Below are 12,714 nucleotides of genomic sequence, written 5' to 3'. Positions count from 1 at the left end.
GGCAATAGCCCCAATCCGCTTTGCGGTAGGGGTAACGGGCACGAGACCGTGCCTTCGGGCTGAACCGAAACCGGTAACGGGAGTAGGTGGATGAGTGCCCGTAAACCGAACCGCCCTTGGCGAGGGGTTAAACCGTTGGAACCCTCGCCTTTCAAGGCGGGGAGGAGGTCAGCTGAACGCAGGGTTCGGCAGGCCCCGTGCCTTCCCTCTTCCCGGTCTTTTCCTCCTCGTTTCTGGCCTGGCCCTCTGGTTAGTCTGCTACCTCCAGGTTTCGAGGGCATACACTAAGGGTGAGCTCCTGAAGAGGGGTTGCTACTCAAGGGTCAGGCACCCGATATACTCAATATGGGGCCTTCTAATCCTTCCGGGCTTTTCGCTCGTGATCGGCGGCTTCATGCTCCTCCTGCCGGTTGTCTACTGGCTCTCGGTGGGGGAGTTTATAGGCGAGGAGGAGAGGGCCCTTGAGGAGAGGTTCGGCGATGAGTGGCGGAAGTATGCGGAAAGAACGCCCCGCTTCATTCCGAGGCCTTGAGTTCCTCCCGGTTCACCTCTACGTCTTAGTCCATCTCAGGAAGGCCGGTGTTGACTACGCCAAGATGATGGCGAAGATGAGCGAGCTTCCGCCTCCCCTCATAGAGGACGCGGTAAGGGAACTTATGGAAGCCGGACTGGTGCAGAGGGACTCCGGGAGCGCGATAAAGAGGAGCAGGGCGAGGTTTAAGAAGGCCTTCGAGGTTCACAAGCACCACACATACTACAGGCTCTCGCGCGAGGGAGAACTCTTCGTCCGGTCAATCGACGAGAATTGGCTGAGGAATTATTTTAACTCGCTGTTTCAGGATGGATGGAAAGTTGTTAGGGCTCTGGCAGGGGTTAAAAGCTTCAACGAGCTCCCGAAGGATTTCAGGGGCGACAAAATAAGGGAAGAGCTCCTCCTTCACCGCTTCATAACACCGGCCGGGAGAAAAACGGCGTTCTTTAAGTTGCTGGTGGAGTTCCTCGGGGGCGGGTGAAACGTTTTATAGGGGTAGTCCCAAGAGTCCTGTGGAGGTAAAACCGTTGAGGAGCGAGTTCGCCCCAAAGTTTGCCTTCTGGTTCTCATGGTGGGCGGTGATAGTTTTAGTGGGCATTTACACTGGGGAAAAGCCCCCCGGTAGGGTCAGATGGTTCACCGTTCCGTTCGGCCTCTTCCTGATGGTCTACGGCCTCCTCCTCAACGCCCTCGCGGGGAAGACGCTAAAGAGGTACGGTCACTTCGACATAAGGAAGGGCATCAGAAAACCCGAGAGGCTTGTAACGGCTGGAGTATACTCCTGCATGAGGCATCCTGCCCAGTTCGGCTCGATTTTCTTCGGCTGGGGGCTGGCTTTCATCACCTCAAGCGTCTACGCCATCCTGTTAGCCGGCTGGTACTCCTTCTCGGCCCTCTACTTCATCCTCGCCATCGAGGAGAGGGAAACGCTGAGGGAATTCGGGGAGGACTACTGCAGGTTTTTGGAGGGGAGGCCTCCATTCAATCCCTCAGTCAAGTGCCTGTGGGAGGGTCTTAAAGCCTTGAAGCAGATGGGAACCGATTCCACTGGAGAAGATTAAACCTCAAGGACGCTCCCCGTTCTCACTTCCACGAACTTCTCCGGGTAGTTTTTTCTCACGTAGGCCTTTGCCTCATCGCCGGAGCAGTGTGCTGGAGCTATGAACTCGGCCATCCCGGCGAGCCTCTCAAGCGTTCTACGCGATGGATAGTGGAAGCCTCCGATGACGAGGTGAGCTTTCTCGTAGCCGAAAACTTTGAGTATGGCCTTGGTAAGCCTGTCAGCTCCGGGGTGGGAGCAGCCGACGATGGCGGTTAAGCCGGAAGGAGTTTCAACGCCAACGGCGTGCTCAAAGCCGTCTAAAGCCCCGGAAGTCCAGATTTCTTCTGATATCTCACCCGCGCTGTGGATCTCCACGACTTTTAACCCCTCAATCCTCCCGCCGGGAGGGGCGTAGAGGCTAAGCCCGGGATTAAGCTCCGCTATGTACTCAAAGCCACCGTAGTGGTCGTAGTGCCAGTGGCTCAAAACGGCGAAGTCGAGGTTTTCGAGAGAAACTCCTAAGACTTTTGAGTTGTGGGCTAAAACTTCCCCCCTCGTATCGGCGTCGAAGAGGAAGCGGCGCTTTCCTTCAGCTAAGACGCTCCATCCCCAGTCGTTGAGGAGGCCTTTCGAGGGCACGTTGTCGTTGAGGATTGTGAGTCTCATCCAACCCTCACCACGTACTTCCTGTTCCCCTCCTCGAACCCCTTGAACGAACCGAGCTTGAGGCCTAGGATGGCCCTCTCGATGTCAACCACTTTCATCGAAGCCAGATGGGTAACGCCCGTCCCCTTCAGGAACTCGGGCAAAAGCTGGCCCGTCGGGCCTGTGAGGACGAAGAGTTCAGCTTTTTTCGCCCTGTCAATGAGCATATCAATGGTTCCGTTGACGAGACAGCTTGCGCTCGCTATAACTGCGTCCATCTCCGGCAGGAGGTGGTACTCAAGGGCGTCGCTGTAGGTGTCCTTGTCCCAGAGCTTGGCGTTCCTCTCGAAGACAAAAACTTCGAGGTTCTTCTCGCGCAGCGCCTTAGCCAGAGGGGGCATGTTGCCTATCAGAGCGATTTTCCCCGCGTTTTCGGGCAGAAGCTCAAGCACGTCAACCCACTCAGCGTCGCTCAGGTCGATGTAATACTGCGAGACCGCGTTTATCGCAGCTAACCCGAGGGTTCTCTCTACTACGTTCAGGCTGTCGGCCCTCTCGATGAAGGCCCTAAGTGAGGGCTCGCTTACCGAGTTTCTGTATCTCTGCACTTCCTCAGGGAGGGTCATGGCAACCCCTAAGGCCTTCCCCTCCGGCCCTTCAGCTAAAACCCACGTGTACGGCAAAGCAAAGCCGAAATCCACCAGCTCAAGGCCCTCGGCAAGTTTAAGGGCCTTTTTCTTTATCCCCGAGAGCAGCATACCCATCACTTCACGGCCTTTATAACGACGAAGCTCCCCTTACCGTAGCCGGGCTTAACGGGTTCGACCTCTTTCACTTCGTCAAGCCTATGGAACAGCGTTTGGACTATCTTGAACTTTTTGAAGCCGACTTTTCTGAGCAGTTCGAGGAGTTCCTCCGTCGAGAAGAACCTCGCTTCCCTGTAAAAGACGCTCTCCTCCCTGTGCTCTTCATAATACCTTCCGATTGGGCTGTCCCTGTCAACGAAGCCCATTATCAAAGCCCCACCCGGCTTCAGCACGCGGTAGGCTTCCTTTAAAGCCTTCTCGGGGTCGTCAACGAAGCAAATAGTCGTGACCATCAAAAGGTAATCGAGGCTCTCATCCGGGAAGGGGAGGTTTTCGGCAACGCCTTCGATGGCCTCTATGCCCCTCTTCCTCGCTATCTCCGCCATCGCTTTAGAGGGCTCGACGCCGAGCTTTATCCCGAGCGGTGCCGCAAAGCGACCAGTTCCAACGCCTATCTCGGCACCTCTGCCCTCCTTCGGCAAGAGTTTCCTAACTGCCTCAAGCTCGGAAAGGTAAGCGTAGCGGTGCCTCTCGAACCAGTTTTCATAGCGGTCGCGATGCTTCTCGAAGGGCCCTATCTTCGGCATAGCCTCAGCCCCGCTTTCCCTTCGTGAACTCCCCGTAGTACTCATCGAGGATTCTCCTTATCGTCCTTCCTATCGTGAGGTAGTCCACCTCGCGAAGGTTCGCCAGCGAAACCCTTGCTGAAGGATGAGGAACCTCGAAGCCCTTTCCCGGCAGGAGGACGACACCCGCTTCCTTAGCGAGCCTTATTATGAACTCCTCGGGCGGGAAGTTCTCCATGAACCAGCGGGAGAATTCCTTTCCGTAGAGCCTCTCGCTCAGCCCCTCCATGTCGAGGAGGGTGTAGTAGTAGGTGCAGTTCGGGTTCTCCTCTGGTTTGAGGCCAATTCCGCGATAGAGGGCGCTGTAGCGACGCCTCAGAATCCGGCGCACGGCCTTTTTGTACTTCTCCTCCTCGTCCATCAGGCTGTACAGCGCGAACAATACCATCTGAACCTGCTGTGGCGTTGAGAGGCCGGCGGTATGCCTCAAAGCCACGTTCCTGCTGTCTGCAACGAGCCGGTCCATGAACTTAAGCTCCCTCGGGTTCGGTGATATCGGCGCGTACCTCTCGTCGAGCTCCCTCTGGATTTCCTCAGGGAGGTTCGCTATGAGTTCATCGAGGACGTTTTCCCTGTGGAGCCCTATGACCCCAAGCCTCCAGCCGGTTGCCCCGAAGTACTTGGAGAAGGAGTACACGAGTACCGTGTTGTGGGGCAGGAGGGAGTAAACCGATTTGAAGCCCTCGGCGAAGGTCGCGTAGACGTCGTCGGTTATTATCACGAGGTCGCCGCGCTCACTCTCCACGATTTCCTTGAGCTTTGTGAGGACTCCCTCCTCCAGCTTCACTGCCGTTGGATTCCCCGGGTTTACGAGAAAGAATGCCTTTATCCCGGGGTCTCGGAGCTTTTCAAGTTCTTCCTCCGGTATCTGATAACCCTTCTCTGGATCGGCTCTGACCTCAACTGTCACCAGCCTGTACGTGTCCAGCTTGGGTATCTCAAGGTAGGGGCTGAATATTGGAACGGCCAACGCTATCTTGTCGCCGGGGTTCAGTATGTGATTCGCCCTGAGGGACTCGAAGAGGTAGGCCATCGCCCCCGTTCCCCCTTCAACAGCGAAGAGCTGGGTCTCGTCGACTATTGAATAGCCCAGCTCGTAGCCGGCCCCCATCTCCTTCAGGAGGTATCTGACCACTATCTTCTCGGCCATGGGGAGCATCCTTGGCGGTGAGGGGTATTCACATCCCAGGTACCCCTGAACCATCTCGCAGAGGAAATCCCCGGCCGAAAGGCCAAGGTAGTCCCTCACATAGCTCACCGCCGAGTTCAGGAACTTAGTTCCTCTCTCCTCCCAGTGGTTCCTGATGAACACCTCGAAGCGCGCCTCTATCCCATCCCTCTCACAGTGGCCCCCGATAAGCCTCATATAACCGAAGTGCCTCTCGGCCTCGTCCAAGGCGAACTTTCCAAGCTGAATGTAGGCGTATCTCGGTTCCAATGCCAAGAAGTTGGGGTTCCCCCTCCCCGCGTTCAGCATGATCCTGTCCGACTTTCTACCGGCGAGTTTTATTAGAAGGTCTTTGAACTCAAAGGGACTGAGCTCGTTAAGCCTTTTAAGGTCGTTCAGAATGGATTCTTCGATCTCGACCATGCCTAACACCTCTTTGGAGTAGGGCGGCCGGTATAAAACCTTTGCTCAAAAACCTTATACGCCTTTAGGCGAACCTAACCCCGGTGGTGGTATGATAGCCTTCGGGCCCGTCCCTTCGCGCAGGCTCGGGAGAAGCCTCGGCGTCAACAACATCCCGGACAAGGTCTGCTCCTTTGCCTGCGTTTACTGCCAGATAGGAAGGACGCTGAGGATGGAACTTGAGAGGAGACCCTTCTACGAGCCGGAGCTGATATTCGAGGAGGTGAGGGAGAAGGTCGAGGAAGCCGAGCGGAAGGGAGAGAGGATAGACTACATAACCTTCGTCCCGGACGGCGAGCCGACCCTCGACATCAACCTCGGAAGAGAGGCCGACCTCCTGAAGGGGCTCGGGATACCGCTCGCTATACTCACCAACTCCTCCCTCATCTGGCGCGAGGACGTTAGGGAAGACCTCCTTAAGTTCGACTTCGTCTCCCTCAAGGTAGACGCCATCAGCGAAGAGATCTGGCGGAGGGTAGACAGGCCCCACAAGAGCCTGAGCCTTGAGAAAATCCTGAATGGAATGTTAGAGTTCAGGAAGGCCTTTAAGGGGAAGCTCGTCACCGAGACAATGCTCATAGACGGCGTAGACTACGGCGACGAGTTCGAGAGGATAGCGGACTTCTTAGAGGAGCTTAAACCAGATATAGCGTACATAGCGATCCCAACAAGGCCTCCGGCTGAAGAGTGGGTGAGACCAGCTAAGGAAGAGGTGATAAACCGCGCCTTCCAGGCCTTTGTGGAGAAGCTCGGAGAGGGGCGCGTTGAGTACCTGATAGGCTACGAGGGCAACGCCTTCGCCTTCACAGGCAACGTTGAGGAGGATCTGCTGAGCGTCACCTCGGTTCACCCGATGCGAGAAGACGCGGTGAAGGAACTTTTGAGGAAGGCAAGCGCCAACTGGAGCGTCGTGGAGAAGCTCCTGAAGGAGGGCAGGCTGATAGAGCTTGAGTACAACGGGAAGCGCTTTTATATGCGCAGACTGAAGAGCCGGGAAAAGCCCTGATCTTCTGTTTTCCCTGCCCTGGACTTCTGTCTTATGCACAAACCTTATAACTGGTTAGGCTTCCCTAATTCCGGGGGTGAGAGCTTGCAGATAGCGGTGAGCGGAGGAAAAGGGGGAACAGGGAAATCGACGGTAGCTGTAAACCTCGCCGTGGCGCTGGCCGGAAGTTTTAAGCTCGTCCTCGCCGATCTCGACGTCGAGGCGCCGAACGACCACCTCCTCCTCGGGGTCAAGCCGGCCAACGAGAGAGCGGTCAGGGAGTTCATGCCCCGCTTTGACTACTCCAAGTGCACCCGTTGCAGGAAGTGCGCTGAGGTCTGCGAGGAGCACGCGATAGTAACCCTCAGGGACGGGACGCCCTTCCTCATGCCCAACCTCTGCTCGGGCTGCAGGGCCTGCGAGATAGTCTGCCCGGTTCCAGGGGCCATCGGGGAGGCCTTTAAGGTAATAGGGCACACCTACGTAAGCGAGACGCCCTACGGGTTCAACCTCGTCGCTGGAAAGCTTAAGGAAGGCGAGGAGCGTTCGATGCCCCTCGTCGTTGAGGCAAAGAAGCTGGCCCGCTCGCTTCCCCACGAGCTGCTGCTCGTTGACACCGCCGCCGGAACCGGCAACACCGTTTCAAAGGCAATAGAAGGCTCGGAGTTGCTCATAGCTGTAACCGAACCCACTCCCCTCGGCATACACGACACGGAACTGATTCTAAGGCTCGGCCGGCTCATGGAGATGCCGACGTGGGTCGTTATAAACAGGGCCGATCTCGGCGACAGGGGGAGGGTCTATGCGCTGGCTGAAAAGTACGGGGCCGAGGTGGTCGCTGAAATACCCTACAGCGAGGACATAGTGAGGAGCTACGTTCAGGGGAAGCCGGTGGTTCTCTGGGACGTTCCAGAGGCGAGGGTCTTCCGGGGACTGGCCGGGAAGGTTGTTGACTTCCTCGGGGGTGGTGAGTGATGCAGCTGGCTATAGCGAGCGGTAAAGGGGGCGTCGGGAAGAGCAGCATAACCGCTTCCCTCCTCTACTTACTCAAGGACGAGTACCGCTTTGTGGCGGTGGATGCAGATGCCGAGGCCCCTAACCTCGGTCTTCTCCTCGGCGTTACGGAGTGGGAGGAGGAGCGGGAGCACTTCGGGGCGAAGGTGGCCAAAATAAACACCGAGAGCTGCGTAAGGTGCGGCATCTGCTACGAGCGCTGTCCCTACGAGTGCATCTACATAGACGAAGAGGGCAACTACGTCGTCAACGAGCTCACCTGCGAGGGCTGCAACGTCTGCGGCCTCGTCTGTCCGGTTCCCGGGACGATAACCCTTGAGGAAGTCCGCTCAGGGGTAATAAGGAAGGCCACAACCAAGTACGGCTTTCCAATTGTATCTGCCCAGCTCGACGTTGGCAGGCCGGAGAGCGGGAAGCTCGTGACCGAGGAGAAGGAGTGGGCTAAGAAGACCATGGAAGAGCTCAACCTAGAGCACATGATAGTTGACTCGGCAGCTGGAATTGGCTGCCAGGTGATAGCGAGCATAGGCGGTGCCGATCTGACGATACTCATAGCCGAGCCCACGCCTGCCTCCCTGAGTGATGTCCAGCGTGCCTACAAGGTCGTCCAGCACTTCAGGCAGCCGGCTTACCTGATAATCAACAAGGCAGATCTCAATCCGGGCTTTACAAGGCTGAGGGAGTGGGCCGAAAGCGAGGGCATCCCGGTTCTCGGGGAGATACCCTACGACAGGGCGATCCCGGACAGCATGGTGAGGATGAAACCAGTGGTCGAGATGTTTCCAGAGTCAAAGGCATCCAGGGCGCTAAAAGAGATCGCCGGGAGGATTTCAGGCGAGATACTCCCCTGACCCTTTATACTCAATTTCCCTCAGGCGGGGTTTTTAGGTGCATTCGCAGCTTCCAGCCTTAAAAGAAAAAAATCAGGAGACCAGCGAGATGCCGTAGATGAGCTCGATCAGGAGTAGGGCTGTGGCCAGGCCTGCAGTGAACCTGTGGTGTTTTCTCTTCAGCGTTCTCGCCCTGAAGAGGAAGCCCGTCGCGAGGGTTGTCAGGACGACGAAGTAGGTGAACAGCCCGAACCTTCCGTGGCTTGATGGAACTCCACCAACGGTGTGGAGCATGTAGGCAACCCCTAAGGTTAAGAGGCCTGCCCCCGTGTAGACCGCCGTGTGGTGGAGTCTAAGCCTGTGCTTCCTCGCCTGACCTCCTCCCCGCTTTAGTTGAGGGTTCCAACGAACTAATCCCTCGCCAATGACGGGAAGGTTTGAGGGGTCCCATTAAAACCCAACATAAAACGGGTCTTCGACCCCTCTGGCCGGGTCTTCGGCCAGTTACCCCTACCCCCCGCTAAAGCGGGAAGGCTCGGGGTTATCGCCTTAAAGGCCACTCATGGGTTTCAAACCGCCCGAAGGCGGTTTTGAGAGGACGCCTACCGGCGTCTTCCTCCCCAATGGTGGGAGGACACGATGAAACCCCTCATCTCATCGGGTTGTTCTCGAGTGGCCTCTCCGAGGCCTTACTGCGTTGCGGAAGTTTAAAAGGGTTTCGTCTGTTTAAAGGCTGTTGGGCGGTTTACTGCATCCCCGCCCTAAAGGGCGAGGCTTTCAAAAGAAAACTTTCTTCCCTATTACCGCATCGGCCTTCCACGGGCTCAGGGCCTGGGAAGAGCTTGTTGCGACGGAAGAACTCTTTGACGTAACTGCTGATGCGGATGACGTAGAAGTCCCGTATTTTCCCGTTGATGAACCTATGCACCCTCCGAGGAAAACCACCACCAAAAGGAGGGCAACAATGCCGAACTTTTTCGAAATCACTGAGGATCACCGCTGACCTTTCGCTTCCACTTATTTAAGGGTTTCCATTTATGTAACATTTATACCTAATTTATACCCAATTTTTGTGTCAATCATAAAGAACACTTTTATATATTAAGAGCATTGTGTTACATAATGAAGGAGATGTTGGAAATGGATGGAAAACTTTGGGGATTCCTTCTGGTGGGGCTTCTCGTTGGAGGCCTCATCGGCTATGGCATCACTCCCAAGAGAGTGAGCCAGGAGAAGTACAACGGACTGGAGAACCAGCTTAAGACCCTTCAGGACAAGCTGGGCCAGTACCAGAGCCAGCTCAGCGACCTCCAGAAAAAAGTCAAGAACTACGAGGGCCAGATAAGTGACCTCCAGAAGCAGCTCACCGACTACAAGAACCAGAGAAGCCAGCTTGAGGGCAAGGTCTACACCGTCAACATAGCCTACAAGGAAGGCATAGGCTATTATCTCGTGGACAAGGACGGGAGGGCGCTCTACTACTTCGCCAAGGACGTGCCCAACTCAGGGGAAAGCGCCTGCTATGGGGACTGTGCCCAGAAGTGGCCCGTCTTCTATGAGGAAGAGCTCAACCTCCCGCCCGGGCTGAACAAGGACGACTTCTCTGTCATAACGCGCGAGGACGGAAAGAAACAGCTCGCCTACAAGGGATGGCCGCTGTACTACTTCTTCAAGGACGAGAAAGCGGGCGATACAAACGGTGAAGGCGTTAAGGGTGTATGGTTCGTCATGAAGCCGGACTATACACTCATGATAGCCTACAAGGACGGTATAGGAACCTACTTCGTTGACCCGAAGGGAATGGCCCTCTACTACTTCGCGAAGGATGTTAACGGGACGAGCGTGTGCTACGGTGACTGCGCCCAGAAGTGGCCAGTGTTCGCTCCGGAAGAGGTTTCAGCGCCTTCAACGCTCAACCAGAGCGACTTCGGCTACATAACGAGAGAGGGCGGAACCAAGCAGTTAGCCTACAAGGGGTGGCCACTCTACTACTTCTTCAAGGACGAGAAGGCAGGCGATACAAACGGCGAGGACGTCAAGCACGTCTGGTACGTTATGAGGGACTACGACGTCATGATAGCCTACCAGCCCAGCGTGGGGACTTACCTCGTTGACGAGGGGGGAATGACCCTCTACTACTTCGCCAAAGACAGCGCCAACAAGAGCGTCTGCTACGGGGACTGCGCCCAGAAGTGGCCGATTTTCTACCGCGAGAACCCGGTGGCGCCTTCGGTGATAGCGAACGACTTCGGCGAGATAACGAGGGGCGACGGGAGCAAGCAGACGACCTTCAGGGGCTACCCGCTCTACTACTTCTTCAAGGACACGAAGAGGGGAGATATAAACGGGCAGGGGGTCAAGAACGTCTGGTTCGTCGTTGACCCCTTCAACTTCCCGTGATTCCTTTAATTTTTTAAGGATTAAGGCCAACCCCCAATTATGGACAGAAAGCTCAGGAACACCCTTCTGTGGCTACTGATGGGCTCGAAGGGCGGAGGAACGAGGATGAGAATACTCAAGCTCATAAGGAACAAACCCTGCAACGTTCACAGGATAGCGAAGGAGCTGAACCTCAACTACAGGACGGTGAAGTACCACCTTGAGCTCATGCTCGAGCACGGCCTCGTCGAGAGAGTTGGAAACGACTACGGGGCAATCTACGTTCCCGCGCGCGAGGTCGAGGAGAACTGGGATGAAATTGAAAAACTCATAGGGGTGAAGGGAGAATGATAGGACTCTACTGGCAGGTGAACATACTCATTGTCCTCATCGAGCTTGCCCTGGCCCTGCTGCTCCTCGGGAACTACCTCGGTATGAAGGACACCCGGCTGGGAAAGAGGCTCTTTGGAATAGCCCTCGTCTTCGTGGCCCAGAGCGTTCTGGCGATAGCCTTCTACATCCACTGGGCGGAGATGGGCTACGGAAAGGCCGTGGCCGGGCCACTGCTCCTGCTCTCGCTCAGCGGTCTGCTCGGGGTTGGCCTGCTCTATTCGATATCGAGGATGTGATGGCATGAAAAAGCTTGCCTTCGCGCTCCTCGTACTCCTCCTCTTAGCCCTCGGCACGTACTGGGGCTGGAGCGGTGGAAAAGGGAGCTCCGAAAAAAGTACTGCAACACCTGAGGAAAACACGAACGAAAAAACCACCGGTGGGCCGGTGATCACTATCACAGGCCTCGTGGAGAGGCCCTACAACATCACGCTGAGCGAGCTCAGGGAGATGCCCTCTCGGAAGGTTCATGCGGTTCTCTACTGCGTTGACGCGCCCAACAGGCCCCTCAGTAACGGGACGTGGACCGGCGTCCCGCTCAAGTACCTCCTCCAGCGGGCCGGCGTAAAGGAAAACGCGGTAAAGGTTGCCCTCTACGCGAGCGACGGATACACGACCGACCTTCGCGTTAAGGACGTCCTTGCGGACGAGGATATAATAGTCGCCTACGAGTTCAACGGGGAGCCCATAGAGCCGAGACTCGTGGTTCCGGGTAGATGGGGCTACAAGTGGATAAAGGGCCTCACGAAGGTAGAGCTCGTTGACTACGACTTCAAGGGCAGGTGGGAGAGCGTTGGCTACCCGGACGATGCCTACATCGAGAACGAGGCGAATCCGTGGAGGTGAGCCCTTGAAGTCAAAAACGGCCCTCAAAATCGTGGAGTGGACTTCTCTCCCGCTCCTCCTTTTCGCTGCCCTCTACTTCGTGAGCGGCTACGCCCTAACGAGCGAGACAGCGAGAAGTGCTTCTCTGATAATGAACTTTTCCCGGGCTCAGCTCATCCACCTCGGGCGGGCGATGAGGCTAACGCTCCTAACGCTGTTCCTGCTCCACTCCTACGCTGGAGCTGAGCTGTTGGCCGGCAAGCTGAAGGCCCGGGGGAGAAGTTTGCTGGGAGCAACGGTGGACTACACGGCCACCGCTTTTCTGCTCTACGTCCTCTGGGTTGTCATCAACGCCGAGCTCCGGCTTTAGCTCACCGCGGCTGAGGTTTCCGAGAGGGAGCGGTAATTGAGCAATTGCTTAATTATTTAATTCTTTAATTCGTTAGTGGAACCGAGCCTGAGGGAGACGTCTCCTTGCAGCACCCTCCTCACTCCCTCCTTCGTCTTCAGGAGGAGCGAGCCGTCCGGCAGGAGGTCAGCGGCTTCACCGGAGAAGCGTTCTTCTCCCGTAACGACCTCGACGGCCTTTCCGAGGATCGGCATCCTCTCCCTGACCTCCCTCACCACCTTCCCCGGATCCCTCAGAAAAACCGCGTACCACAGGTCGAGGTGCCTGAGGAGGCTCTTTATAACGTCCTCCAAGGGGGTCTCCCTACCGGTGAGGACTTTAATCGAGGTGGCCTTCCCCTTTAGCTCCCCCGGAAGGGGGTTGTTCACGTTCAGCCCTATCCCCATGACCACGAACTCCTCTCCCTTAGCCTCTGTTAGGATCCCGGCTATCTTCCTCCTGCCCACCCAGACGTCGTTTGGCCACTTCACCCAGGCTTCAACCCCGAGCTCCCCGAGAACATCGACCACCGCGAGCGCCCCCACGAAAACGAGCCTCGGATCCGGCTTCCCCGGTTTCAGGACAACGCTCATCCAGAGGCCGCCCTCGGGAGAAGCCCACC

At 56.5% G+C, this 12,714-nt stretch carries 18 protein-coding genes; 12 read left to right on the top strand and 6 right to left on the bottom strand.

Going from position 1 to position 12,714, the window contains the following annotated elements:
• Window positions 1-94 precede the first annotated feature (94 nt).
• Genes MVB78_RS08440 through MVB78_RS08430 form a run of 3 tightly spaced genes read left to right on the top strand, consistent with a single transcriptional unit; the run spans window position 95 to window position 1,593 of the window.
• Window positions 95-532, top strand: a complete 438-nt coding sequence (locus tag MVB78_RS08440; protein WP_297490278.1) for an isoprenylcysteine carboxylmethyltransferase family protein — start codon at window positions 95-97, stop codon at window positions 530-532.
• A complete protein-coding gene (locus MVB78_RS08435; RefSeq protein WP_297490276.1) occupies window positions 480-1,013 on the top strand; it encodes a DUF2250 domain-containing protein in 534 nt (177 codons plus the stop codon). The genes MVB78_RS08440 and MVB78_RS08435 overlap by 53 nt, the downstream gene beginning before the upstream one ends.
• A gap of 31 nt (window positions 1,014-1,044) precedes the next feature.
• The gene (locus MVB78_RS08430; protein WP_297490274.1) at window positions 1,045-1,593 is read left to right on the top strand and encodes an isoprenylcysteine carboxylmethyltransferase family protein; all 549 of its coding nucleotides are present in this window, start codon (window positions 1,045-1,047) and stop codon (window positions 1,591-1,593) included.
• Here the strand turns inward: MVB78_RS08430 and MVB78_RS08425 are convergent.
• From MVB78_RS08425 to MVB78_RS08410, 4 genes are read right to left on the bottom strand one after another with little or no spacing between them, the layout of a single operon-like run.
• Window positions 1,590-2,240: an MBL fold metallo-hydrolase gene (locus MVB78_RS08425; RefSeq protein ID WP_297490272.1), complete on the bottom strand. Its 651-nt coding sequence runs from the start codon at window positions 2,238-2,240 to the stop codon at window positions 1,590-1,592. The genes MVB78_RS08430 and MVB78_RS08425 overlap by 4 nt on opposite strands.
• Complete coding sequence (locus MVB78_RS08420; protein ID WP_297490282.1) at window positions 2,237-2,977, bottom strand: DUF364 domain-containing protein; 741 nt, start codon at window positions 2,975-2,977, stop codon at window positions 2,237-2,239. The genes MVB78_RS08425 and MVB78_RS08420 overlap by 4 nt, the downstream gene beginning before the upstream one ends.
• A 5-nt stretch (window positions 2,978-2,982) precedes the next feature.
• Complete coding sequence (locus MVB78_RS08415) at window positions 2,983-3,612, bottom strand: class I SAM-dependent methyltransferase (RefSeq protein ID WP_297490270.1); 630 nt, start codon at window positions 3,610-3,612, stop codon at window positions 2,983-2,985.
• A 4-nt stretch (window positions 3,613-3,616) separates the two neighbouring features.
• Window positions 3,617-5,242: a bifunctional aspartate transaminase/aspartate 4-decarboxylase gene (locus MVB78_RS08410; protein ID WP_297490280.1), complete on the bottom strand. Its 1,626-nt coding sequence runs from the start codon at window positions 5,240-5,242 to the stop codon at window positions 3,617-3,619.
• A gap of 91 nt (window positions 5,243-5,333) precedes the next feature.
• Here MVB78_RS08410 and MVB78_RS08405 point away from each other — a divergent pair, with 91 nt between their 5' ends.
• From MVB78_RS08405 to MVB78_RS08395, 3 genes are all read left to right on the top strand, one after another.
• On the top strand, window positions 5,334-6,287 hold the full coding sequence (locus MVB78_RS08405; RefSeq protein ID WP_297490268.1) for a radical SAM protein: 954 nt from the start codon (window positions 5,334-5,336) through the stop codon (window positions 6,285-6,287).
• An 84-nt stretch (window positions 6,288-6,371) separates the two neighbouring features.
• Entirely contained in the window at window positions 6,372-7,241 is an 870-nt protein-coding gene (locus MVB78_RS08400; RefSeq protein WP_297490266.1) for an ATP-binding protein, read from the top strand.
• Window positions 7,241-8,131: an ATP-binding protein gene (locus MVB78_RS08395; RefSeq protein ID WP_297490264.1), complete on the top strand. Its 891-nt coding sequence runs from the start codon at window positions 7,241-7,243 to the stop codon at window positions 8,129-8,131. The genes MVB78_RS08400 and MVB78_RS08395 overlap by 1 nt, the downstream gene beginning before the upstream one ends.
• Window positions 8,132-8,203: 72 nt before the next feature.
• Here the strand turns inward: MVB78_RS08395 and MVB78_RS08390 are convergent, their stop codons facing one another.
• Window positions 8,204-8,404: a hypothetical protein gene (locus MVB78_RS08390; protein WP_297490262.1), complete on the bottom strand. Its 201-nt coding sequence runs from the start codon at window positions 8,402-8,404 to the stop codon at window positions 8,204-8,206.
• Between the two features lie 442 nt (window positions 8,405-8,846).
• Here MVB78_RS08390 and MVB78_RS08380 point away from each other — a divergent pair, with 442 nt between their 5' ends.
• The 6 genes from MVB78_RS08380 (at window position 8,847) to MVB78_RS08355 (ending at window position 12,074) form a co-directional block, all read left to right on the top strand.
• Window positions 8,847-9,113, top strand: coding sequence for a hypothetical protein (locus MVB78_RS08380; protein ID WP_297490260.1), 267 nt, complete (start codon window positions 8,847-8,849; stop codon window positions 9,111-9,113).
• Window positions 9,114-9,232: 119 nt separating this feature from the next.
• On the top strand, window positions 9,233-10,510 hold the full coding sequence (locus MVB78_RS08375; protein WP_297490258.1) for a hypothetical protein: 1,278 nt from the start codon (window positions 9,233-9,235) through the stop codon (window positions 10,508-10,510).
• Between the two features lie 39 nt (window positions 10,511-10,549).
• Entirely contained in the window at window positions 10,550-10,840 is a 291-nt protein-coding gene (locus tag MVB78_RS08370; protein ID WP_297490256.1) for a winged helix-turn-helix domain-containing protein, read from the top strand.
• A complete protein-coding gene (locus MVB78_RS08365; RefSeq protein WP_297490253.1) occupies window positions 10,837-11,118 on the top strand; it encodes a hypothetical protein in 282 nt (93 codons plus the stop codon). Before MVB78_RS08370 ends, MVB78_RS08365 begins: the two co-directional genes overlap by 4 nt.
• A gap of 4 nt (window positions 11,119-11,122) precedes the next feature.
• Window positions 11,123-11,725 carry a molybdopterin-dependent oxidoreductase gene (locus MVB78_RS08360; protein ID WP_297490251.1) on the top strand — a complete coding sequence of 201 codons (603 nt, stop codon included), beginning with the start codon at window positions 11,123-11,125 and terminating at the stop codon, window positions 11,723-11,725.
• 4 nt (window positions 11,726-11,729) lie between these two features.
• The gene (locus MVB78_RS08355) at window positions 11,730-12,074 is read left to right on the top strand and encodes a hypothetical protein (protein WP_297490248.1); all 345 of its coding nucleotides are present in this window, start codon (window positions 11,730-11,732) and stop codon (window positions 12,072-12,074) included.
• 56 nt (window positions 12,075-12,130) lie between these two features.
• Here the strand turns inward: MVB78_RS08355 and MVB78_RS08350 are convergent.
• Window positions 12,131-12,714, bottom strand: a 584-nt coding sequence (locus MVB78_RS08350; RefSeq protein WP_297490246.1) for a biotin--[acetyl-CoA-carboxylase] ligase, incomplete at its 5' end; no start/stop codon positions are given.

Source organism: Thermococcus sp. (assembly GCF_026991495.1).
GTDB lineage: Archaea > Methanobacteriota_B > Thermococci > Thermococcales > Thermococcaceae > Thermococcus.
This window is presented reverse-complemented; position numbering and strand designations above follow the sequence as displayed.

What these genes read in the sequence shown, in the direction of transcription:
- MVB78_RS08435 (WP_297490276.1), top strand. Translation starts at nt 480, where the DNA reads ATGAGTGGCGGAAGTATGCGGAAAGAACGCCCCGCTTCATTCCGAGGC.
- MVB78_RS08425 (WP_297490272.1), bottom strand. Translation starts at nt 2,240, where the DNA reads ATGAGACTCACAATCCTCAACGACAACGTGCCCTCGAAAGGCCTCCTC.
- MVB78_RS08420 (WP_297490282.1), bottom strand. Translation starts at nt 2,977, where the DNA reads ATGCTGCTCTCGGGGATAAAGAAAAAGGCCCTTAAACTTGCCGAGGGC.
- MVB78_RS08415 (WP_297490270.1), bottom strand. Translation starts at nt 3,612, where the DNA reads ATGCCGAAGATAGGGCCCTTCGAGAAGCATCGCGACCGCTATGAAAAC.
- MVB78_RS08410 (WP_297490280.1), bottom strand. Translation starts at nt 5,242, where the DNA reads ATGGTCGAGATCGAAGAATCCATTCTGAACGACCTTAAAAGGCTTAAC.
- MVB78_RS08405 (WP_297490268.1), top strand. Translation starts at nt 5,334, where the DNA reads ATGATAGCCTTCGGGCCCGTCCCTTCGCGCAGGCTCGGGAGAAGCCTC.
- MVB78_RS08395 (WP_297490264.1), top strand. Translation starts at nt 7,241, where the DNA reads ATGCAGCTGGCTATAGCGAGCGGTAAAGGGGGCGTCGGGAAGAGCAGC.
- MVB78_RS08390 (WP_297490262.1), bottom strand. Translation starts at nt 8,404, where the DNA reads ATGCTCCACACCGTTGGTGGAGTTCCATCAAGCCACGGAAGGTTCGGG.
- MVB78_RS08375 (WP_297490258.1), top strand. Translation starts at nt 9,233, where the DNA reads ATGAAGGAGATGTTGGAAATGGATGGAAAACTTTGGGGATTCCTTCTG.
- MVB78_RS08370 (WP_297490256.1), top strand. Translation starts at nt 10,550, where the DNA reads ATGGACAGAAAGCTCAGGAACACCCTTCTGTGGCTACTGATGGGCTCG.
- MVB78_RS08365 (WP_297490253.1), top strand. Translation starts at nt 10,837, where the DNA reads ATGATAGGACTCTACTGGCAGGTGAACATACTCATTGTCCTCATCGAG.
- MVB78_RS08360 (WP_297490251.1), top strand. Translation starts at nt 11,123, where the DNA reads ATGAAAAAGCTTGCCTTCGCGCTCCTCGTACTCCTCCTCTTAGCCCTC.